This is a genomic window from Pelagibius litoralis (genome assembly GCF_011683915.1).
GTDB lineage: Bacteria > Pseudomonadota > Alphaproteobacteria > Kiloniellales > Kiloniellaceae > Pelagibius > Pelagibius litoralis.
The window spans coordinates 17311-37723 of the sequence record NZ_JAAQPH010000008.1 but is presented as its reverse complement, the minus strand read 5'-3'; the positions used below and the strand labels follow the sequence as shown (position 1 = coordinate 37723).

General features: G+C 64.2%; 20 protein-coding genes. All 20 read left to right on the top strand.

Annotated elements, in window-relative coordinates:
- Nucleotides 1-63: 63 nt before the first annotated feature.
- The 20 genes from HBA54_RS11725 (at nt 64) to oxc (ending at nt 20380) form a co-directional block, all read left to right on the top strand.
- Complete coding sequence (locus HBA54_RS11725) at nt 64-855, top strand: SDR family oxidoreductase (RefSeq protein ID WP_167224699.1); 792 nt, start codon at nt 64-66, stop codon at nt 853-855.
- Entirely contained in the window at nt 852-2369 is a 1518-nt protein-coding gene (gene xylB, locus HBA54_RS11720) for a xylulokinase (RefSeq protein WP_167224697.1), read from the top strand. Before HBA54_RS11725 ends, xylB begins: the two co-directional genes overlap by 4 nt.
- A 104-nt stretch (nt 2370-2473) precedes the next feature.
- Nucleotides 2474-3844, top strand: a complete 1371-nt coding sequence (locus HBA54_RS11715; protein ID WP_167224695.1) for a glutamine synthetase family protein — start codon at nt 2474-2476, stop codon at nt 3842-3844.
- A 100-nt stretch (nt 3845-3944) separates the two neighbouring features.
- A complete protein-coding gene (locus HBA54_RS11710; protein ID WP_322096030.1) occupies nt 3945-4970 on the top strand; it encodes a LacI family DNA-binding transcriptional regulator in 1026 nt (341 codons plus the stop codon).
- An 84-nt stretch (nt 4971-5054) separates the two neighbouring features.
- Nucleotides 5055-6110 (top strand): sugar phosphate isomerase/epimerase family protein, encoded by a 1056-nt coding sequence (locus tag HBA54_RS11705; protein ID WP_167224691.1) that lies wholly within the window; start codon nt 5055-5057, stop codon nt 6108-6110.
- A gap of 14 nt (nt 6111-6124) precedes the next feature.
- Nucleotides 6125-7297, top strand: a complete 1173-nt coding sequence (locus tag HBA54_RS11700; protein ID WP_167224689.1) for a Gfo/Idh/MocA family protein — start codon at nt 6125-6127, stop codon at nt 7295-7297.
- Nucleotides 7298-7537: 240 nt separating this feature from the next.
- Nucleotides 7538-8869, top strand: a complete 1332-nt coding sequence (locus tag HBA54_RS11695; protein ID WP_167224687.1) for an ABC transporter substrate-binding protein — start codon at nt 7538-7540, stop codon at nt 8867-8869.
- Between the two features lie 128 nt (nt 8870-8997).
- On the top strand, nt 8998-9966 hold the full coding sequence (locus tag HBA54_RS11690) for a carbohydrate ABC transporter permease (RefSeq protein WP_167224685.1): 969 nt from the start codon (nt 8998-9000) through the stop codon (nt 9964-9966).
- The gene (locus tag HBA54_RS11685) at nt 9963-10913 is read left to right on the top strand and encodes a carbohydrate ABC transporter permease (protein ID WP_167224683.1); all 951 of its coding nucleotides are present in this window, start codon (nt 9963-9965) and stop codon (nt 10911-10913) included. Before HBA54_RS11690 ends, HBA54_RS11685 begins: the two co-directional genes overlap by 4 nt.
- Nucleotides 10910-11122, top strand: coding sequence for a hypothetical protein (locus tag HBA54_RS11680; RefSeq protein WP_167224681.1), 213 nt, complete (start codon nt 10910-10912; stop codon nt 11120-11122). Before HBA54_RS11685 ends, HBA54_RS11680 begins: the two co-directional genes overlap by 4 nt.
- A 9-nt stretch (nt 11123-11131) precedes the next feature.
- Entirely contained in the window at nt 11132-12229 is a 1098-nt protein-coding gene (locus HBA54_RS11675) for an ABC transporter ATP-binding protein (protein WP_167224679.1), read from the top strand.
- Complete coding sequence (locus tag HBA54_RS11670) at nt 12222-13244, top strand: ABC transporter ATP-binding protein (RefSeq protein ID WP_167224677.1); 1023 nt, start codon at nt 12222-12224, stop codon at nt 13242-13244. The genes HBA54_RS11675 and HBA54_RS11670 overlap by 8 nt, the downstream gene beginning before the upstream one ends.
- 7 nt (nt 13245-13251) lie before the next feature.
- A complete protein-coding gene (gene dhaL, locus HBA54_RS11665; RefSeq protein WP_167224675.1) occupies nt 13252-13866 on the top strand; it encodes a dihydroxyacetone kinase subunit DhaL in 615 nt (204 codons plus the stop codon).
- A complete protein-coding gene (gene dhaM / locus HBA54_RS11660) occupies nt 13863-14258 on the top strand; it encodes a dihydroxyacetone kinase phosphoryl donor subunit DhaM (RefSeq protein ID WP_167224673.1) in 396 nt (131 codons plus the stop codon). Before dhaL ends, dhaM begins: the two co-directional genes overlap by 4 nt.
- A 41-nt stretch (nt 14259-14299) precedes the next feature.
- Nucleotides 14300-14596, top strand: coding sequence for an HPr family phosphocarrier protein (locus HBA54_RS11655; RefSeq protein ID WP_167224671.1), 297 nt, complete (start codon nt 14300-14302; stop codon nt 14594-14596).
- Complete coding sequence (gene ptsP, locus HBA54_RS11650; protein WP_167224669.1) at nt 14589-16223, top strand: phosphoenolpyruvate--protein phosphotransferase; 1635 nt, start codon at nt 14589-14591, stop codon at nt 16221-16223. The genes HBA54_RS11655 and ptsP overlap by 8 nt, the downstream gene beginning before the upstream one ends.
- Nucleotides 16216-16641: a hypothetical protein gene (locus HBA54_RS11645; RefSeq protein WP_167224667.1), complete on the top strand. Its 426-nt coding sequence runs from the start codon at nt 16216-16218 to the stop codon at nt 16639-16641. The genes ptsP and HBA54_RS11645 overlap by 8 nt, the downstream gene beginning before the upstream one ends.
- 57 nt (nt 16642-16698) lie before the next feature.
- Complete coding sequence (dhaK, locus tag HBA54_RS11640) at nt 16699-17688, top strand: dihydroxyacetone kinase subunit DhaK (protein WP_167224665.1); 990 nt, start codon at nt 16699-16701, stop codon at nt 17686-17688.
- 191 nt (nt 17689-17879) lie between these two features.
- A complete protein-coding gene (locus tag HBA54_RS11635; RefSeq protein WP_167224663.1) occupies nt 17880-18569 on the top strand; it encodes a GntR family transcriptional regulator in 690 nt (229 codons plus the stop codon).
- Nucleotides 18570-18637: 68 nt separating this feature from the next.
- A complete protein-coding gene (gene oxc / locus HBA54_RS11630) occupies nt 18638-20380 on the top strand; it encodes an oxalyl-CoA decarboxylase (protein ID WP_167224661.1) in 1743 nt (580 codons plus the stop codon).
- Nucleotides 20381-20413 lie beyond the last annotated feature (33 nt).

The following is a 20413-nucleotide window of genomic DNA, read 5'->3' as shown; positions in this document are numbered from 1 at the left end:
CCTATCATGGGCGCCCGGATTCCCGGCGGTTTGGCGGATCGATGGTTCAGGCGGGGGAAGACGATGAGCGGACAGCAGATGGCGGGGCGGCATGCCGTGATCACCGGCGCCGGGGCGGGTATCGGCCGTGAGGCCGCATTGCTTTTCGCCCGCGAAGGGGCGACTGTCGCCGTTGCCGATTTGAATCTGGCGGCGGCCGAGGAAACCGTGGCGGCGATCACGGCCGATGGCGGCAAGGCGCTGGCGCTGGCTGTCGATGTCGCCCAGGCGGATTCGGTGGAGGCCATGATATCCGCCGCCGAGGCCGGTCTCGGGCGGGTCGACACCCTGTTCAACAACGCCGGGGTGATGCTGTCGGCGGACCGTGGGCCTGAAGATACCGAGATGGCGATCTGGGACCGGACTATCGCCATCAACCTGACCGGGGTCTTCCACTGTTGCCGTTTCGGCCTTCCGGCGCTGCGCCGGGCCGGCGGCGGCGCGATCCTCAACATGTCCTCGTTGGTCGCGGTCATGGGCTCTGCCGTGCCGCAGCTTGCCTACACCGCGTCCAAGGGCGGGGTTATGGCAATGACGCGGGAGATCGCCGTGCAGTATGGCCGCCAGGGCATTCGCGCCAACGCGCTGCTGCCCGGCCCGATCGGCACGCCGCTGACGGCGGAACTGTTCGACACCGAGGAAAAGCTGGAACGGCGGCGCGTGCACATGCCCCTCGGCCGTTTCGGTGAGGCGGGGGAGGTGGCGGCGGTCGCCTGCTTCCTCTGTTCCGATGCGGCAAGCTATGTGACCGGCGCCGGCTGGCTGGTGGACGGCGGCATCACGGCGGCCTACGTGACGCCTGAGGACCCGGCATGAACACCGCTGCAAACAGGCGGGTTACTCTAGGTATCGATCTCGGTGCCGGCAGCCTGAAGGCCGCCCTGGTCGACGAGACCGGCGAAACACTGGGCGAGGCGGCGGCGCCTATTGCAACCTCTGCCCCTCAACCCGGTTGGTCGGAACAGGATCCGGCGGGCTGGTGGTCCGCGCTCTGTGCGGCGGTTCCCGCCGTCATCCGGAAAGCCGGTATCTCTGCCGAACAGATCGCCGCCGTCGGTCTGTCCGGCGGCGCCCATATCGCGGTACTGGAAGACGCCGCCGGGCAGGTGATCCGCCCGGCCATCATGTGGAACGACCAACGCAGCGCCGCCGAGGCGGAAGAACTCCACAACCGGGCCGGCGACCAGATCATCGAAAAGGGTCTGAACCGGGCCAACCCGACCTGGACGCTCTGCCAGCTTGCCTGGTTGCATAAGCATGAGCCCGAGGCCATTGAACGCACGGCAAGGCTCTATATCTCCAAGGACTGGCTGCGCAGCCGCCTTACCGGGGACTGGACCACGGACTACTCCGATGCCCTGGGCGCGCTGATGTCCGACGTCGACAGCCGCGGCTGGTCGCCGGAACTCTGCGCCCTGATCGGCTGGGACATGCAGCGCCTGCCGCCGGTCCGTGAGCCCAGCGACATCGCCGGGACCGTTCACGGCGAGGCCGCGGCGGCCACCGGCCTGAAAGAAGGCACGCCGGTCGTTGTCGGCTCCAACGACACGACGGTGGAGCTGTACGGCGCCGGGGCTGTCGCGCCGGGCCAGGGGGCGATCAAGCTGGCCACCGCTGGGGTCGTCTTCCTGACGACCGGCAAGCCAGAGGTGCATCCGCCGGTGTCCTGCTACCCCCATATCATGCCCGGCCAGTGGTACATGGCCTCCGGCATCAATGCCTGTGCCACGGCGCACCGCTGGGTCCGCGATACCTTCTTTTCGGACTTGCCGGAGGAAGGGGCCTTTGCCGAGATGGACCGGCTCGCCGCTGCTGTGGCGCCGGGCTGCGACGGCCTGATCTTCCATCCCTACCTGATGGGCGAGCGCGCGCCCCATTGGGACCCCAAGCTGCGCGGCGACTTCATCGGGTTGACCCTGGCGCACAACCGCGCCCACTTCGCCCGCGCCTGCTACGAGGGGATCGCCTTTGCCCTGAACGACGTGCTGCAGACCGCCAAGTCCCTGTCGGGGGCGACCTTCGGTGACATGCGCCTGCTCGGCGGCGGCGCGCGCAGCGCCACCTGGCGCCAGATCATCGCCGACGTCACCGGCCTGACCGTGAAGGTGCCGGTGAACGGCGATGCCTCCTTCGGCGCCGCCCTGGTGGCCGCCGTGGGCGCCGGGATCTTCGCCTCGCCGGCCGAAGCAGTCGCCCACTGCGTGCGTATAAGAGAGGAAAACACGCCCGACCCTGAGCGCCATGCCGCCTATGCACGGGCCTTTGCGCTCTACGATGAAGCACGGCGCGGCCTCACCGATATCAATCACCGCCTGCACGATGGTGCCTAGCGCCTCGACCTGGGGCCTCGCCCGGTACTATGCTGGCGGCCCCATCGATTCCCGCGGCAGGGAAGTCCTTCCCCGCTGATCCAGCCAAACTCGGAGTTCCGGCCATGTCAGGCAAATTGACCCTCGCCCAGTTGAAAGAAGCCGTCGCCCAGGGCGCCATCGATACGGTGCTTGTCTGCATGGTCGATATGCAGGGGCGTTTGGTCGGCAAGCGCTTCCAGGCCGAGTTCTTCGTCGATACCGCCGGGGGCGAGACCCACGCCTGCAACTACCTGCTGGCCAACGACATCGATATGGAGCCGGTGCCGGGCTACAAGGCGGCCAATTGGGCCCAGGGCTACGGCGACTTCGTTCTGATGCCGGATCTCTCCACCCTACGCGTCACGCCCTGGCTGGAGGGGACCGCGCTGGTGCTCTGCGACGTTCTGAACCATCACGGCCATGCGCCGGTTGAGCATTCTCCGCGCGCCATGCTGAAACGCCAGGTCGCGCGTCTGGCGGCCAAGGGCTACAAGCCCTACCTGGCCTCCGAACTGGAGTTCTACCTCTTCGACGAAACTTTCGAGAGCGCTCACCGGAAGCACTACCAGGATCTGAAAACCGAGGGCTATTACATCGAGGACTATCACATCTTCCAGACCTCCAAGGAGGAGGATGTGATGCGGGCCATCCGCAAGGGCCTGCAGGGCACCGGCATCCCGGTGGAGAATTCCAAGGGCGAGTGGGGCCCGGGTCAGGCGGAGGTGAACGTGCGCTACGACGAGGCGCTGACCATGGCCGACCATCATGTCATCCTGAAGAACGCCTGCAAGGAGATCGCGCACCAGAAGGGCAAGGCGCTCAGCTTCATGGCCAAGTGGAACTACGAACTGGCGGGCAACTCCTGCCATATCCACGCCTCGCTGTGGGACAAGGCCGGCAAGAAGCCTTTGTTCTTGGATCCCAAGGCCCCGCACGGCATGTCGAAGCTGATGCGCCAGTTCGTTGCCGGGCAGCTGAAGTATGCCGACGACATCACCTATTTCCTGGCGCCCTACATCAATTCCTATAAGCGCTTCCAGGCCGGCACCTTCGCCCCGACCAAGGCGGTCTGGAGCCTGGACAACCGCACCGCGGGCTTTCGTCTCTGCGGCGAGGCCAGCAAGGCTATCCGCATTGAATGCCGGGTCGGCGGCGGCGACCTCAATCCCTACCTGGCGTTTTCGGCGCTTCTGGCGGCGGGGCTGGCGGGCATCGAAGAGAAGCTCGACCTGTCGGAGCCCTTTGTCGGCGACGCCTATGGCGGCAAGAAGCTGCGCGATATCCCGAAGACCCTGCGCGAGGCGATCACGGCCTTGGAAAAGTCAAAGATGCTGCGCACCGCGCTGGGCGACGAGGTCGTCGATCACTACGTCCATACCGCCAAGTGGGAGCAGCTTGAGTACGACCGCCGGGTCACGGATTGGGAGCTGAAGCGCGGCTTCGAGCGCTCTTAAGCCGGCCTTGCCGCTAGCGTAAGAAGGTATAGCATCACGATCTGAGTTGCGCCCATCATTTCCCTGTGCGATGTTTCCGCATCAGGGAGGAATGGTCCCCGTGACGCGGATAACAATACAAGATGTCGCGCGCGAGGCAGGCGTTAGCGTCGCTACCGTCGACCGCGTGCTCAATCGCAGGGCCGGGGTTCGCTCAGACACCGTGAAGCGGGTCGAAGCGGCTGCCGACAAGCTGGCCTATCAGCCGGACCGCCTGGCCGCCCGCCTTGCGCGGGCGCGCGATTATCGCTTCTGCTTCGTCCTTCCCACCGGCACCAACACCTTCATGCAGTCGCTGCACAGCGAGGTGGAGGCGACAGCGGCCCGCCTGACGGCCGAGCGCATCCGCATCTCCGTTCGCCTGGTCGATGTCTTCGATGGCCTGGCCCTGGCTGAGGAACTGGAGCGGCTGGGCGAGGACTTCGACGGGGTTGCCGTCGTCGCGCTCGATCATCCGGCGGTGCGTGAGGCGATCAACGGCTTGGCCGATGCAGGCGTAAAGGTCGTCACCCTGGTGTCGGACGCGCCGGGGTCAAAGCGCGTCCACTATGTCGGGATCGACAACACCGCCGCGGGCCGCACGGCGGCCATGCTGCTGGGCCGTTTTGTCGGCCCGCGCAAGGGTAAGGTCGGCCTGATCGCCGGCTCCTTGGCGCTGCGCGACCATGTCGAGCGCCAGTTCGGCTTTGAGCAGGTGATGGCCCGGGAGTTTCCCCAGCTGGAGGTGCTGCCGGTTCGCGAAGGCCGCGACGATTTCGAGAAAGTCGAGACGGTAACCGCCGCCCTGCTGGCCGAGACCCCGGACCTTGTGGGCATCTACAACGTCGGGGCCGGCAACCGCGGTATCGTCGCGGCGCTGGAGGCCACGGAGCGCAGTGGCGAGGTGATTTTCCTTGCCCACGACCTGACGCCTTTCACGCGCAAGCATCTGGTGCGCGGCACCATCGACGCCATCGTCAATCAGGACCCGGGTCATCAGGCCCGCAGCGCGGCGCGGGTTTTGCTTTCGGCCTGCGAAGACACCCCGATCGTGCCGGATCAGGAGCGGATCCGGATCGACGTCTTTCTGCGCGATAACATTCCCTAACGATCTGACGCCACAGAAACCGGAGCGGCCGCGACGACACATGAAGGCGCAACAACCGGACGGCAGAAACAGAGGAGATGCTTGATGAAGACCATCAAAGGACCGGCGATTTTCCTGGCCCAGTTCGCCGGCGATGAGGCGCCTTTCAATTCCCTGGATGCCATTGCCGGCTGGGCCGCCGGGCTCGGCTACAAGGGCGTGCAGATGCCGAGTTGGGATGCCCGCCTGTTCGATCTGACCAAGGCCTCCGAGAGCAAGGACTACTGCGACGAAGTGAAGGGCACGCTGGCGGCGCATGGCCTGGAGCTGACCGAGCTTTCGACCCACCTGCAAGGTCAGTTGGTGGCGGTTCACCCGGCCTACGACGACGCTTTCGACGGTTTTGCGGCGCCGGAGGTGCGCGGCGATCCCAAGGCCCGCCAGGCCTGGGCGGTCGACCAGATGATGCGCGCCGCCAAGGCGTCAGCGAACCTCGGCCTTACCGCCCACGCGACTTTTTCCGGGGCGCTGGCCTGGCCCTATCTCTATCCCTGGCCGCAACGCCCGGCCGGCCTTGTCGAAACGGCCTTCGACGAACTGGCCAAGCGCTGGCGGCCGATCCTGGATGCCTTCGATAGCGCGGGGGTGGACGTCTGCTACGAGATCCATCCGGGCGAAGACCTGCACGACGGGGTGACCTTCGAGATGTTCCTGGAGCGGGTCGGCAATCACCCGCGCTGCAACATGCTCTACGATCCCAGCCACTATGTGCTGCAGGCGCTCGACTATCTGGACCACATCGACATCTATCACGAGCGCATCAAGATCTTTCACGTGAAAGACGCGGAGCTGAACCCCACGGGGCGCCAGGGCGTTTATGGCGGCTATCAGTCCTGGGTGGACCGGGCGGGGCGCTTCCGCTCCCTCGGCGACGGCCAGGTCGATTTCAGCAGCATCTTCTCCAAGCTCACCGGTTACGACTACGACGGCTGGGCGGTGCTGGAGTGGGAGTGCTGCCTGAAGCATCCGGAAGACGGCGCGCGCGAAGGCGCGATGTTCATCGAGGACCACATCATCCGGGTGACGGAAAAAGCCTTCGATGATTTTGCCGACGGCGGCACCGACGAAGCCGCCAACCGGCGCATGCTTGGTATCGGTTAAGGAGTGACGACGGAATGGCTATTAAAGGACGCAGCGAAGACCTGAGCAGCGGGCGCGTCCGCCTGGGCATGGTGGGCGGCGGGCAGGGCGCCTTCATCGGATCGGTGCACCGCCTGGCGGCGCGCATGGACGATCATTACAGCCTGGTTGCCGGGGCGCTGTCTTCCCAGAAGAAACGGGCCGTTGCTTCAGCCCTGGAACTGGGCATCGCAAAGGACAGGGCCTACGGCAGTTATGAGGAAATGGCGGCGAAGGAGGCGGCGCGCCCCGACGGTATCGAGGCGGTTTCCATCGTCACGCCCAACCACATGCACTTCCCGATCGCCAAGGCCTTCCTCAAGGCCGGCATACACGTGATCTGCGACAAGCCGCTTACGACAACGACAAAGGACGCCAGGGAGCTTGTGGCGCTGACGAAGAAGAGCAAACGCATCTTCGCCGTCACCCACAACTACGCGGGCTATCCCATGGTGCGTCAGGCCCGCGCCATGGTCGCCGCCGGAGACCTGGGCAAGCTGCGTGTGGTGCAGGTCGAGTACCCGCAGGACTGGCTGACCGAACGCCTGGAGGCCAGTGGACACAAGCAGGCGGCCTGGCGCACCGATCCGAAGCAGTCCGGCGCCGGTGGCTCGGTCGGTGACATCGGCACCCATGCCCATCAGCTTGCCAGCTTTGTTTCCGGCCTGACGCTGGACTCCATCTGCGCCGACCTCACCTCTTTCGTGAAAGGGCGCAAGCTGGACGACAACGTGAATATCCTGATGCGCTACAAGGGCGGCGCCAAGGGCATGCTCTGGGCCAGCCAGGTCGCGCCGGGCAACGAGAATGCGCTGCGCCTGCGCGTCTATGGCGACAAGGGTGGCTTGGAGTGGAGTCAGGAAAGCCCCAACGAGCTTTGGCATGCGCCCTACGGCGAGGCGCGCCGGCTTCTGACCCGCGCCGGCAACGGCGCCGATGAAGCGGCCGGCCGCGTCACCCGCGTACCGCCGGGACACCCCGAAGGCTATCTGGAGGGCTTTGCCAACATCTACACCGAGGTCGCCGCGGCAATCCGTGCGGCGCGCGCCGGCAAGAAGCCGGATGCGGCGGTCTACTTTCCGACGGTGGAGGAGGGCTTGAACGGCGTCGCCTTCGTCGAAGCTGCGGTGCGTTCCTCTGCCAAGGGCGCGGTTTGGGTGAAGCTGTAGGGCAGGATTTCGCTGGGCCAACAAAAAACTTGCGATGTTTAGTGAATTGCAGTTTACTAAACTTAATAAATAAACAAATGCCGAGGGCCGAAGCAGCCCCGGCCGGGAGGAAACGAGGCGCAGAAGACCTCAAAACTCAAAACAAGAGGTTCACTGAATTCAGTTCGCCGGCGCGGTGACTGAATGGCGTTGCGGCAGTTTTTCTGCCGGCGCCGCACTAACCCTTAGGGAGGAATAATAATGAAAAAGGTTCTCGCCTTAGCGACTGCGGTTTCCGCCGCAGCCTTCGCTTTTGCCGGACCGGCCGACGAGGCGCAGGCGCAGTCGAAAGAACTGACCCTGTGCTGGGCGGCCTGGGATCCGGCGAATGCGCTGGTCGAGCTTTCGAAGGATTTCACGGCGCAGTCGGGTATCGGCATGAAGTTCGAGTTCGTGCCCTGGCCGAATTTTGCCGACCGCATGCTGAACGAGCTGAATTCCGGTGGTAAGCTCTGCGACCTGCTGATCGGTGACTCGCAGTGGATCGGCGGCTCCGCCGAGAACGGCCACTATGTGAAGCTGAACGAGTTCTTCGACAAGGAAGCCATTTCGATGGACAACTTCCTGCCGGCGACCGTCTATGCCTACTCGACCTGGCCGAAGGGCTCGCCGAATTACTGGGCGCTGCCGGCCATGGGCGATGCGCTCGGTTGGGTTTACCGCAAGGACTGGTTCTCCAGGCCCGAGCTGCAGGCGGATTTCAAGGCCAAGCACGGCCGCGATCTGGCGCCGCCGACGACCTGGAGCGAGTTGAAGGAAGTCTCGGAGTTCTTTCAGGGGCGCGAGATCGACGGCAAAAAGATCTACGGCGCGGCCATCTTTACCGAGCGCGGTTCGGAAGGCATCACCATGGGTGCCACGGCGGCCCTCTATTCCTGGGGCTTTGAGTATCAGAATCCCGACAAGCCCTACGACATGGAAGGCTTTGTGAACTCTGCGGCAGCGGTCGAAGCGCTCGACTTCTACAAGGGGCTCTACAAGTGCTGCACCCCACCGGGCTACACCGATTCCTACATGCAGGAAGGTCTCGATGCCTTCAAGTCCGGCCAGGTCGCGATGATGATGAACTGGTTCGCCTTCTTCCCCGGCCTCCACAAGGACCCGGTTGTCGGCGGTGACCGGATCGGCTTCTTCGTGAACCCGGGCCAGAAGGTCGAAGCCTCGACCCTCGGCGGCCAGGGTATTTCGGTCGTTGCCTACTCCGATAAACAGGAAGAGGCCCTGCAGTACATCAAGTGGTTCGCCGGCGCTGACGTGCAGAAGAAGTGGTGGTCGCTTGGCGGCTATGCGGTGCACAACGCGGTGGTTCAGGACCCGGGCTTTGAGGCTTCGGCACCCTTTGCTGCGGACTTCCTGAAAGCTATGTCCGGCGTGCAGGATTTCTGGCAGGAGCCGGCTTACGCCGAGCTGATGCTGGCCATGCAGAAGCGCTTCCATGACTTTGTTGTTGCCGACCAGGGCACGGCACAGGAAGCCATGGACAAGCTGAAGGAAGACTGGGTCGAAGTCTTTGAAGACGAAGGCAAGCTCTAGCTTCTGACCGCGGGCTGTTCGCGTTCCCCTGTCCCGCTTCTTTTGGGGCAGGGGGGCGACCCCGCCACGCCCAAACCTTTTCCAACAGGCCTGCTGCTGCTTGGCAGGGGCGATGTTGAGTGGATCTCATGGCTGAATCGACGACACGCGGATTAGAGAAGGTGGCGGAGCGGGCCGCCCGGGCAACGCCGCCCGGTCTGGCACGGCGCTTCAGCGGCCTGTCGGACAAGGCGGTCGCCTGGCTCTTTGTCGGCCCGACCCTGGTCCTGCTGCTGGCGATCAACATCTTTCCGTTGATCTGGACGGTCTACCTGTCGTTCACGAACTACAAGGCCAACCGCTCGGCACGGGGCTACGAGTTCATCGGACTGCGCAACTATGAGCGGGTGCTGACCGACAGCGATATCTGGCAGACCCTGCAGGTCACTGCTCATTTCCTGATCTGGACCATGACGCTGCAGGTGATCCTCGGCTTCACCCTGGCCTGGCTGATCAACAAGCAGTTCAAGGGCCACGGCTTCTGGACCACGATCATCCTGCTGCCGATGATGCTGTCACCGGCGGTAGTGGGTAACTTCTGGACCTTCCTCTATCAGCCGCAGATCGGCCTCTTCAACTACGTCATCGCCTTCTTCGGCGGCATCGACCCTTCGTCGTTTTCAATGTTGGGCGACGTGAACCTGGCGCCCTGGGCCATCGTCATCGTCGATACCTGGATGTGGACGCCCTACATCATGCTGATCTGCCTGGCGGGGCTGAGGTCGATCCCCGACTATATCTACGAGGCGGCAGAGGTCGACCGTGCCTCGAAATGGCGGCAGTTCTGGTCGATCACCCTGCCCATGGTACTGCCGTTCCTCATGCTGGCAGTACTGTTCCGGGTCATCGAGAACTTCAAGATGTTCGACCTGGTGGTCGAGCTGACCTCCGGCGGGCCCGGGTCGATCACCGAACTGGCCTCCATCAACCTGAAGCGCGAAGCCTTCGAGAAGTGGCGCACCGGCTATTCCTCGGCCTTTGCGATCATCCTTTTCGTGACCGTCTTCGGGGTCGCAAACATTTACGTAAAGGCCCTCAACAAGGTGAAGCAGCGATGAGCGCCAGCACAGCCCACTCCGTCGTTGACGCCAAGCCCTGGACCCGGCATCTGTCCAGCGCGCTGGTCATCCTCTATGCGCTGATCACCATCCTGCCGCTGGTCTGGATCTTCATGACCGGCTTCAAGACGCCGCAGGATTCCATATCCTATCCGCCGAAAGTGGTCTTCGAGCCGTCGCTGGAGGGTTACGTGAACCTTTTCACCACGCGCTCCCGCCAGACGCCGGAGTACATGGCAACCCTGCCGCCGCCGGACAACTGGGCAGAGGCCCTGGTGCGCGACCGCAACATGGTCATCGCCGGTCCCTCGAAGTTCGGTGAGCGTTTTCTGAACTCGGTCATTATCGGTTTCGGATCTACGTTCCTGTCGGTCTTCCTGGGCACCCTGGCGGCCTATGCCTTTTCGCGCTTCAAGATACCGCTGAAGGACGATCTCATGTTCTTCATTCTGAGTACGCGCATGATGCCGCCGATTGCGGTGGCAATCCCGATCTTCCTGATGTACCGCAGCGTCGGCCTGTCGGATACGCATCTCGGCATGATCCTGCTCTATACGGCAGTGAATATTTCGCTGGCGGTCTGGCTGCTGAAGGGCTTCATCGACGAGATCCCGCTGGAGTATGAGGAAGCTGCACTGATTGACGGCTATTCCCGTCTCCAAGCTTTCATCAAGGTGGTTCTGCCGCAGGCCGCAACCGGTATCGCCGCGACGGCGATCTTCTGCCTGATTTTCTCCTGGAACGAATACGCCTTCGCGCTGCTCTTGACCTCCGGTACCGCGCAGACGGCGCCGCCTTTCATCCCCACCATCATCGGCGAGGGAGGGCTGGACTGGCCGGCGGTGGCCGCCGGGGCGACGCTGTTCCTCATCCCCATCGTGGCCTTCACCATCCTGCTGCGGAAGCATCTGCTGCGCGGCATCACCTTCGGAGCGGTGAGAAAATGAGCCTGGAACAAGACACGGAAGCCCAGAGTCTGCTGACCCGTTTTCTGCGGCTGCGCCGGGGGCCCTGGGAGAATCTGGCGACGGTGATCATAGCGATCGGTGTTTTCATGCTGATGCAGCCCTTCGCGCTCTCGCTGTTTACCTATTCCTTCGTAACCATCCTGACCGGCACGGTGATGTTCATCATCGTCAGCCACTTTCCGGAGTGAGGCGGGCGCATGGCTGAAATTCGTGTCGAGAACCTGCGCAAGACCTTCGGCGATTTCGTCGCGGTGGCCGATTCCTCCTTCACCATCGACGACGGCGACTTCTTCGTCATGCTGGGGCCGTCGGGCTGCGGCAAGACGACCACGCTCAGGATGATTGCAGGGCTGGAATTGCCCAGTTCCGGCGCGATCTATCTGGGCGGCGAGGATGTGACCTTCAACCGGGCCTCGCAGCGCGACATCGCCTTCGTCTTCCAGCTCTTTGCGCTCTATCCCCATATGAACGTGCGCCAGAACATCGGCTTCCCGTTGAAGTGCATCGGGCGGCCGCGCAGCGAGATCCGCGAAAGGGTCGAGGAGACGGCGCGCCTGCTGCGCATCGACCATCTGCTGAACAAGTCGGTCTCCGGCCTTGCCGGCGGCGACCGCCAGCGGGTCGCCCTGGGCCGCGCCATTGTACGCCGCCCCATGGCTTTTCTGATGGACGAGCCGCTGGGCACGCTGGATGCCGAGTTCCGCGATCTGATGTGCGAGGAGCTGCGCCTGCTGCACGACCGTATCGACGCGACCACGGTCTATGTCACCCACGATCAGCTGGAGGCCATGTCGATGGCCGACAAGATCGCGGTGATGAACAAGGGCTATGTCGAGCAGTTCGGTGCGCCGCAGGAAATCTACGACCGCCCGGCCACGATGTTCGTTGCCGAGTTCATCGGCTCCCCGCCGATGAACTTCCTGAGATTCCATGGCGCTGTGGCCAAGGGCGCTGCCGCCGTTCGCATGGACGCGACCGAGGTGATCCTGCCGGTCCTGCGTGAGGATCGGCCAGAGGGTGAACTGGCGCTGGGTGTCCGTCCGGAGCACATCCGTTTCGACGATGCCTCGGGCCTGCGCGGAGAGGTCTTCGAGGCCGAATATCTGGGCACCAACCAGATCGTTACGGTGGAAACCGGCCAGGGCATGGTGAAGGCGCGCTTGCGCGCCGATACCCGGGTATCGGCGGGGGAAACCGTCGGCCTCAGTTTCCTGTCCGAGCGTCTGTCGCTCTTTGACGTTTCCAGCGGCCGGGCGATCCAGACCGCGCTTTATGACGGAGGCCGTCATGGCTGAGGTTTGCCTGAGCGGCGTCACCAAGCGCTTCGATGAGACAACAGCGGTCGACCGAATGGACCTGACCGTGGCCGACGGCGAGTTCGTCGTTCTGCTGGGCCCGACCGGGGCGGGCAAGACCACGACCCTGCGCCTGGTGGCGGGCCTGGAAAAGGCCGATCAGGGCCGTATCGAGATTGCCGGCCGGGACGTCACCACGGCCTCGCCGACGGTGCGCGATGTCAGCTTCGTGTTTCAGCAGTACTCGCTCTATCCCCATCTGACGGTCTTCGACAACCTGGCCTTTCCGCTGCGCTCTCCGGCGCGCCGGGTGCCGGAGCCGGAGATCCGCGAGCGGGTCAACGCCATCGCCGAGATGCTGCGTATTCCGGACAAGCTGCAGAATAAGGCGACCCAGCTTTCCGGCGGCGAGATGCAGCGCGTGGCGATTGGCCGGGCGCTGGTGCGCGCGCCGCAGATCTATCTGATGGACGAGCCGCTGTCGTCGCTGGATGCCAAGCTGCGCGCCGACATGCGCATCGAGCTGAAGCGCATCCAAAAGGACCTGGGGGCGACCCTGCTCTACGTTACCCACGACCAGATCGAGGCCATGACCATGGCCAACCGCATCGGCGTGATCGACCAGGGCAAGTTGATCCAGGTCGGGGCGCCGCGAGAGATTTATGAAGATCCGCACAACGTCTATGTCGCGACCCGCCTGGGCCAGCCGGCGATCAATCTGATCCCCCGTGATCTCATTCCGGCCGGGGTGGCGCCCGCGGGGACGGCGACCATCGGCGCCCGGACCGAGCATATCCGAATTCGAAAGGTGGCGGAAAACACCGCCCAGGGAAAGGTTCAGTGGATCGAACACCTTGGGGATCAGAACCATCTTCATATCACCGTCGGCGACCGCAAGGTCACCACGTTGGTGGAGCCGGACACCGACCTGTCGGTGGACGACGGCGTGTCCCTGGAATTGATCAAGCCGCTCTACTTCGATGGCGCCGGCGAGCGTCTGAGGGCCGGAACGTGAGGATGCCATGTTAGACGATGCAGCAAGCCGCCGGGACCTGATAAAAGCGGTCGCGCAGGAAGTGATCGATCATGCGGAGGAACTGACGGCGCTGGATCAGGCCATCGGCGACGGCGATCACGGCGTGAACATGAAGCGCGGGGCCGAGGCGGTGCTGGCCGATATCGACAATCTGGCCGAGAAGACCCTGCCGGAGGGCCTGAAGGCGATCGGCATGGCCCTGGTGATGAAGGTCGGGGGGGCATCGGGTCCGCTCTACGGCACCTTCTTCATGACTCTCGGTAAAAGCCTTCCGGAGGAACCGGCTCCCGCCGACACGGTGGCGGCCTTCGAGGCTGCATTTCAGGCCGTGATGGCGCGCGGCAAGTCTCACCCCGGCCAGAAAACCATGCTGGATGTGCTGGCGCCGGCGCTGGAATGCCTGCAAGCGGACCCCAGCGCCTCGGCAGCGCTCTGCACAAAGGTTGCGGAGGCGGCGGAGGCCACCATCCCGATGTTGGCCGAAAAGGGCCGGGCCTCCTTTCTGGGCGAGCGCTCCATCGGTCACATGGACCCCGGCGCCCGCTCTTCGGCGCTGATCATCACCACCGTTTGCAAGACCCTGGGAGCAGCCGGTAAATGACCAAAGGGAATGTAGGGATCGTTATCGTATCGCACTCGGCCGATGTGGCCCGGGGCACCGCCGACATGGTACGTCAGATGGTGGGCGACGAGGTGCCCCTGGCCTGGTGTGGCGGCGATCCGGACGGCGGTCTGGGCACCTCGGTCGAAAGCATCCTGGGGGCCATAGACCAGGCCTGGTCCGAGGCCGGCGTGGCGATCCTGGTCGATCTTGGCGGCGCGGAGACCAACAGCGAGATGGCCATTGAGATGCAGCCTGAGGAACGCCAGTCCCTGATTGCGATCTGCAACGCCCCCATCGTCGAGGGTGCGGTGATCGCGGCGACGGAGGCCTCGGGCGGCGCGCCGCTGGCGGTCGTCTGCGGTACGGCGGAAGAACTCTCGCCGGCCTGACCAAGGGCGGCGCGACGGTGAAGAGGTAAGGCACGGCGGAGATGATGGAAGAAGCTTCAGTATTCATGACCCATGCGATCGGTCTTCATGCCCGGCCTTCGGTGAAGCTGACCAAGCTCGCCAAGACCTTCACGGCAAAGATCGAGCTGTCTGTCAGCGGCGAGGGGCCCTGGATCGACGCCAAGAGCATCGTCAAGGTCATGGCCGCGAAGGCACCACAGGACACGACGCTTTTCTTTCGTGCCGAAGGCGAAGATGCGGGCGCAGCTCTGGAAGCCTTGAAGGCCCTGGTGGAGCGCGACTTCGACGAGGGCGCGGCCGATGCGGCCAATGCCTGAAGCAGGCACACGCGAATTCAGGGGCAAGCCCGCGGCGCCGGGCTTGGCGACGGGAACCCTGGTGTTTCTGGACGAAGCCACGAACCGGCAAGCCGAAACCTCCGACGCTGCGCCTGGCAGCCCGGACGAGGAGGCCCGCCGTCTGCGTGAGGCCATCGCGGCCTCTGGCGAGGACCTGACCGCTTTGATGAGCAGCCTTGACGAGCAAAGCGCCGGGATCATCGAATTCCAGATCGCCATGCTGGAGGACGACGTCCTTGTGGAACCGGCACTGGCATCGATCGGCGCAGGGCAGGGGGCCGGCGTTGCCTGGCGTGGGGCGCTGGATGAACAGATCGCCGACTATGAAGCGGCGGAGGATGAGTACTTCCGCGCCCGCTCGGCGGATCTCAGGGATTTGCGGGACCGGGTTCTGCGGCATCTGGGCGGCGGTTTGCAGGCGCAAGCCATCCTTGGCGGTGTGGTGCTGGCCGGGCGCGACGTAACGCCCAGCCGGTTTTTGGAAACCGATTGGAGCCGGGGCGGCGGTCTCGCGCTGCGCCAGGGCAGCCCCTCCAGCCATGTCGCCATGTTGGCGCGGGCGCGCGGCGTTCCCATGGTGGTCGGTCTCGGGGATATCGAGCTGTCCGATGAGAGCGAGGTTCTGTTGGACGGCGATAGCGGCCTTCTGATCGTCGATCCGGATGCCGGGGCGCGGGCAGCCTTTGCCGAACGCCAGGAAGCGGCGCGGAACACGCGTGAGAGTGAAGATGAATTTCGCAGCAAACCGGCGGTGACCCGCGACGGCACACCGGTATCGGTCATGATAAACGTGGCGGACCCGGATGAGCTGGACGCTCTGGACCCGTCGCACTGCGACGGCATCGGCCTGGTGCGCAGCGAGTTCCTGTTTCACGGCGCCGGCGGACTGCCGGATGAAGAGCGGCAGTATCTCGCCTATCGGCGGATCCTGACCTGGGCGGCGGGCAAGCCGGTAATCATCCGCACCCTGGATGCCGGTGGCGACAAGCCGATTGCCGGGCTGACGGCGCCCGATGAATCCAATCCCTTCCTCGGCCTGCGGGGCCTGCGCCTCTCGCTCGCCCGTCCCGAGGTGTTCCGCGTTCAGTTGCGGGCGCTGGGGCGGGTCGCGTTGCAAGGCAACCTGAAGATCATGCTGCCCATGGTCACCCGGCCTGAGGAGATTGCCCAAGCGAAGAGGCTCTATGCGGAAGCGCTGGCGAGCCTGCGTGCCGAGGGGACTGACTGCGCCGAGGCGCCCCTGGGGATGATGGTCGAGGTGCCGGCCGCGGCCATCGCACCGGAACTTTTCGGCGAGGCGGCGTTCTTTTCCGTCGGCTCCAACGACCTGACCCAGTATGTCACCGCGGCGGGCCGCGATATTGCGGCGGTGGCCGACCTCAATGATACTCTGCATCCGGCGGTGCTGAAGCTGATCCGTTCGTTGGTCGAGGGGGCGGCTGCAATGGGCAGGGAGGTCAGTCTCTGCGGCGATGCGGGCGGCGAGCCGGCACAGATTCCAGCGCTGCTGCGCTGCGGACTGCGCAGCCTTTCCGTTGCACCCCGGGCGCTGGGCCGCACGAAGGCGACCATCGCCACGACCGACCTGGGGGACGCCGATGGCTAAGGTGCCCGCGGTCGCCTCGGGCGACGATGTCGCGGCCTACAAGGCCGTTCTCCAGGCGGTTCTCGACAAACGGCCGTCAGGCACGCGCCAGCGCCTGGCCACGGCTCTGGGTAAGAACCGCAGTTTCATCTCGCAGATTTCCAATCCCTCCTATGCCGTGCCCATTCCGGCGCGCCATCTGGATATCATCTTCGAGATCTGTCACCTGTCGGTCGACGAGCGTCAGGCTTTTTTGGAGGCTTACGGGCGCGCGCATCCCCGGCGCTTGAAGCTGATCAAGGACGCCGCCCCGACGCGCGAGCTTCGCATACAACTGCCCGACCTGGGCGACGAGGTCCGCAACCGCGAGCTCGAGCGCGTGGTCGAAGAGTTCGTCCAAAAGGTCGCGCGGCTTTTTGAGCAGAACAAAGATCGCTGACGGAAAACAGACGCGCGCCCGGGCCCTTCGGACCGGGTGCTTGCAAGGGAGGACGCCATGAAAAAGCTGATCAACGCCACCGAAACGATCCTGACCGAGAGCCTGGACGGCTTCGTCTCCGCCCATCGCGACATTCTCGTTGTCGGTGACGAGCACAAGTTTGTGCGCCGGGCATCGCTTAAGCCGGGCAAGGTGGCGCTGATCTCCGGTGGCGGGTCGGGCCATGAACCTTTGCATGGGGGCTTTGTCGGCCTGGGCATGCTGGATGCGGCCTGCCCCGGCCAGGTCTTTACCTCGCCGACCCCCGACCAGATGCTGGCTGCCGCCGAGGCGGTGGACAGCGGTGCGGGCACGCTCTTCATCGTGAAGAACTACGAGGGCGATGTGATGAACTTCGAGATGGCCGCGGAGATGGCGACCGGCGAGGTCATGACCGTCCTGACCGATGACGACGTCGCGGTGGAAACCTCGACCTTCTCGACCGGCCGCCGCGGCGTCGCCGGCACCCTCTTCGTCGAGAAGGTGCTAGGCGCGGCAGCGGAGGAGGGGCTGGACCTAGCCGCCCTGAAGGCGCTGGGTGACCGCGCCAATGCGGCGACCCGTTCGATGGGGGTTGCTCTCACGTCCTGCACCGTGCCCGCCGCCGGTACGCCGACCTTCGAACTGGGCGAAGGCGAAATGGAGATGGGCGTTGGCATTCATGGCGAGCCGGGACGCCGCCGCGTGCCCCTGACCTCGGCCAGTGAGATCGCCGAGGAGATGGTGACGGCGATCGCCGATGACTTCGGGGACAAGGCCCGGGGCGAAGCCTTCGTCCTGCTGAACGGCTTCGGCGGCACCCCGCTGATGGAGCTGTACCTGATGTTCAACGCGGCGCAGCAGTTGCTGGGGCGCCGCGGCATCACCGTGTCGCGCTGCCTCGTGGGTAACTATGTGACCTCGCTGGAAATGGCCGGCTGCTCGCTGACCGTCACCCTGCTGGACGACGAATTGACCCGCCTCTGGGATGCGCCCGTGCATACCCCCGCACTACGATGGGGTGTTTAGGTCAATATTTATAATAAGTTACTTTCGAAATATGAGAATTAATGTGAAGTAAGCCCGGCGATGCGGGGCCGGGCGACGGCGGGATTTTAGTTGTCGGTCTGTGGTTCCTGGGCTATTGTATACCAAGAACCAGACGCCGCTTCCGCGCGGCGGCGTTCCACCCGACCGAAACAACCAAACGATCCCCGCCGATGTTGCCCAACAAGCTCCAAGTGAAGCCGATCGAGAGCACCTTCAGTCTGAAGGAGCACATCTATGAAACGCTGCACAACGGCATTACCTCGATGAATATCTATGCCGACGACGCCCAGCTGAAGCTGGACGAGCGGCAGCTGTCGGAGCAGCTTGGGATCAGCCGGACGCCGATCCGCGAGGCCCTGGCGCGGTTGGAGCAGGAAGGCCTGGTGACGGTCATCCCGCGGCGCGGCGTTTTCATCGTGCGCAAGTCGCGCAAGGAAATCCTGGAAATGATCACGGTCTGGGCTGCGCTGGAAAGCATGGCGGCGCGGCTGATCACACTGAACGCTTCCGACGAGGGGATCGCTTCGCTGCGCAAGCTCTTTACGAGCTTTGAGAACGGGCAGGTCCAGGCGCATATCGACGAGTACTCGGACCGCAACATCGAGTTTCACCAGTCGATCCTGGAGTTGAGCGGCTGCGCCCTGTTGAAGGAAACCGCCGACCGGCTTTTCATTCACATGAAAGGGATTCGGGCGCGGACCATCTCGGAACAGGACCGGGCAAAGCGCTCGATCATCGATCACCTCCACATCATCGAAGCGCTGGAAGCCCGGGACACCGAACTGGCCGAACGCCTGGCGCGCGAGCACACCCTGAATCTGGCGGCGCACATCGAAGCGCACGTCGACTACCTCGATTAAGGACACAGCGGAAGCCGCAGAGAGTAGTGCTGCGCTTTGGGAGACAACATGAAACGATGGAGACAGGTATGAGCGATACGCTCGTTCAGGAAGATCGACCGGATGAAGCCGCCGCCCCGCAGGCTTTGACAGACGGCTTTCACCTCGTCATCGATGCGCTGAAGCTCAACGATATCGAAACGATCTACAATGTGCCCGGCATTCCGATCACGGATCTGGGCCGTTACATGCAGGCCGAAGGTCTGCGCGTTCTGTCGTTCCGGCATGAACAGCATGCGGGCTACGCGGCCGCCATTGCCGGCTTTCTGACGAAAAAGCCCGGCGTCTGCATGACGGTGTCGGCGCCCGGTTTCCTCAACGGACTGACGGCGCTGGCCCATGCGACCACCAACTGCTTCCCGATGATCCTGATCAGCGGCTCCTCCGAGCGGGAGATCGTCGATCTGCAGCAGGGCGACTATGAGGAGATGGACCAGCTCGCCATCGCCAAGCCGCTCTGCAAGGCGGCCTACCGCGTGCTGCACGCCGAAGACATCGGCATCGGCATTGCGCGCGCCATCCGCGCGGCGGTTTCCGGCCGCCCCGGCGGCGTCTATCTGGACCTGCCGGCGAAGCTGTTGGGGCAGACCATGGATGCGGCGGCCGGCGCAAAGTCGCTCCTCAAGGTCATCGATGCCGCGCCGCGCCAGCTGCCCGCCCCGGAGGCGGTCCAGCGGGCGCTTGCGGTGATGAAGAGCGCCAAGCGCCCTCTGATCATCCTGGGCAAGGGCGCGGCCTACGCGCAGGCCGACGACGAGATCCGCGCCCTCGTGGAAAAGAGCGGCTTTCCCTATCTGCCGATGAGCATGGCCAAGGGCCTGTTGCCGGATACGCACCCGCAGTCGGCCGGCCCGGCGCGCTCGCTGGTACTGAAAGAGGCCGACGTCGTGTTGATGATCGGCGCCCGCCTCAACTGGCTGCTCTCGCACGGTAAGGGCAAGACCTGGGGCAGCCAACCCAAGAAGTTCGTACAGATCGACATCGAGCCCAAGGAGATGGACAGCAACGTCGAGATCGCGGCCCCCGTGGTCGGCGATATCGGCTCCTGCGTCTCCGCCCTGCTTGACGGCATGGGGGACGGCTGGACCCCGCCGCCTGCCGCCTGGACCGAGACGGTCACGGCGAAGAAAGATGCCAATATCGAGCGGATGGCGCCGCGGCTGCGCAACAACAACGTGCCGATGGATTTTCACGGCGCGCTGGGTGTGCTGCGGACCATTATCGCCGAGCGGCCCGATGCCATGCTCGTGAACGAAGGCGCCAACACGCTCGATTTTGCCCGCGGCATCATCGATATGTACAAGCCCAGGAAACGCCTGGACGTCGGCACCTGGGGCGTCATGGGTATCGGCATGGGCCAGGCCATTGCGGCGGCCGTTGAGACGGGGCACCCGGTGCTGGCCGTCGAAGGCGACAGCGCTTTCGGTTTCTCGGGCATGGAGATCGAGACGATCTGCCGCTACAACCTGCCGATCTGCGTGGTGGTCTTCAACAACGGCGGCATCTATCGGGGCACCGACGTCAATCCCACCGGTGGATCGGACGCGGCGACGACGGTCTTTGTCAAGGACGCCCGCTACGACAAGATGATGGAAGCCTTCGGCGGCGCCGGCTACTACGTGACCTCTCCCGATGAGTTGCAGCGTGCCGTGAACGAGGCCATGGACTCCGGAAAGCCGGCCCTGGTAAATGCGGTGATCGACGAAAACGCCGGCACCGAGAGCGGGCGCATCGGCAATCTCAATCCGCAGTCTGTGGTTTCCAAGAAGTAATCCAGCGCCAGCGAGTCAACTGATTAAGAATTA

Coding starts and splice junctions, on each gene's coding strand:
- HBA54_RS11685 (WP_167224683.1), top strand. CDS start 9,963: ATGAGCGCCAGCACAGCCCACTCCGTCGTTGACGCCAAGCCCTGGACC.
- HBA54_RS11695 (WP_167224687.1), top strand. CDS start 7,538: ATGAAAAAGGTTCTCGCCTTAGCGACTGCGGTTTCCGCCGCAGCCTTC.
- dhaM (WP_167224673.1), top strand. CDS start 13,863: ATGACCAAAGGGAATGTAGGGATCGTTATCGTATCGCACTCGGCCGAT.
- HBA54_RS11645 (WP_167224667.1), top strand. CDS start 16,216: ATGGCTAAGGTGCCCGCGGTCGCCTCGGGCGACGATGTCGCGGCCTAC.
- HBA54_RS11635 (WP_167224663.1), top strand. CDS start 17,880: ATGTTGCCCAACAAGCTCCAAGTGAAGCCGATCGAGAGCACCTTCAGT.
- HBA54_RS11675 (WP_167224679.1), top strand. CDS start 11,132: ATGGCTGAAATTCGTGTCGAGAACCTGCGCAAGACCTTCGGCGATTTC.
- HBA54_RS11700 (WP_167224689.1), top strand. CDS start 6,125: ATGGCTATTAAAGGACGCAGCGAAGACCTGAGCAGCGGGCGCGTCCGC.
- xylB (WP_167224697.1), top strand. CDS start 852: ATGAACACCGCTGCAAACAGGCGGGTTACTCTAGGTATCGATCTCGGT.
- oxc (WP_167224661.1), top strand. CDS start 18,638: ATGAGCGATACGCTCGTTCAGGAAGATCGACCGGATGAAGCCGCCGCC.
- dhaK (WP_167224665.1), top strand. CDS start 16,699: ATGAAAAAGCTGATCAACGCCACCGAAACGATCCTGACCGAGAGCCTG.
- dhaL (WP_167224675.1), top strand. CDS start 13,252: ATGTTAGACGATGCAGCAAGCCGCCGGGACCTGATAAAAGCGGTCGCG.
- HBA54_RS11670 (WP_167224677.1), top strand. CDS start 12,222: ATGGCTGAGGTTTGCCTGAGCGGCGTCACCAAGCGCTTCGATGAGACA.
- HBA54_RS11690 (WP_167224685.1), top strand. CDS start 8,998: ATGGCTGAATCGACGACACGCGGATTAGAGAAGGTGGCGGAGCGGGCC.
- HBA54_RS11680 (WP_167224681.1), top strand. CDS start 10,910: ATGAGCCTGGAACAAGACACGGAAGCCCAGAGTCTGCTGACCCGTTTT.
- HBA54_RS11655 (WP_167224671.1), top strand. CDS start 14,300: ATGATGGAAGAAGCTTCAGTATTCATGACCCATGCGATCGGTCTTCAT.
- HBA54_RS11725 (WP_167224699.1), top strand. CDS start 64: ATGAGCGGACAGCAGATGGCGGGGCGGCATGCCGTGATCACCGGCGCC.
- HBA54_RS11715 (WP_167224695.1), top strand. CDS start 2,474: ATGTCAGGCAAATTGACCCTCGCCCAGTTGAAAGAAGCCGTCGCCCAG.
- HBA54_RS11705 (WP_167224691.1), top strand. CDS start 5,055: ATGAAGACCATCAAAGGACCGGCGATTTTCCTGGCCCAGTTCGCCGGC.
- ptsP (WP_167224669.1), top strand. CDS start 14,589: ATGCCTGAAGCAGGCACACGCGAATTCAGGGGCAAGCCCGCGGCGCCG.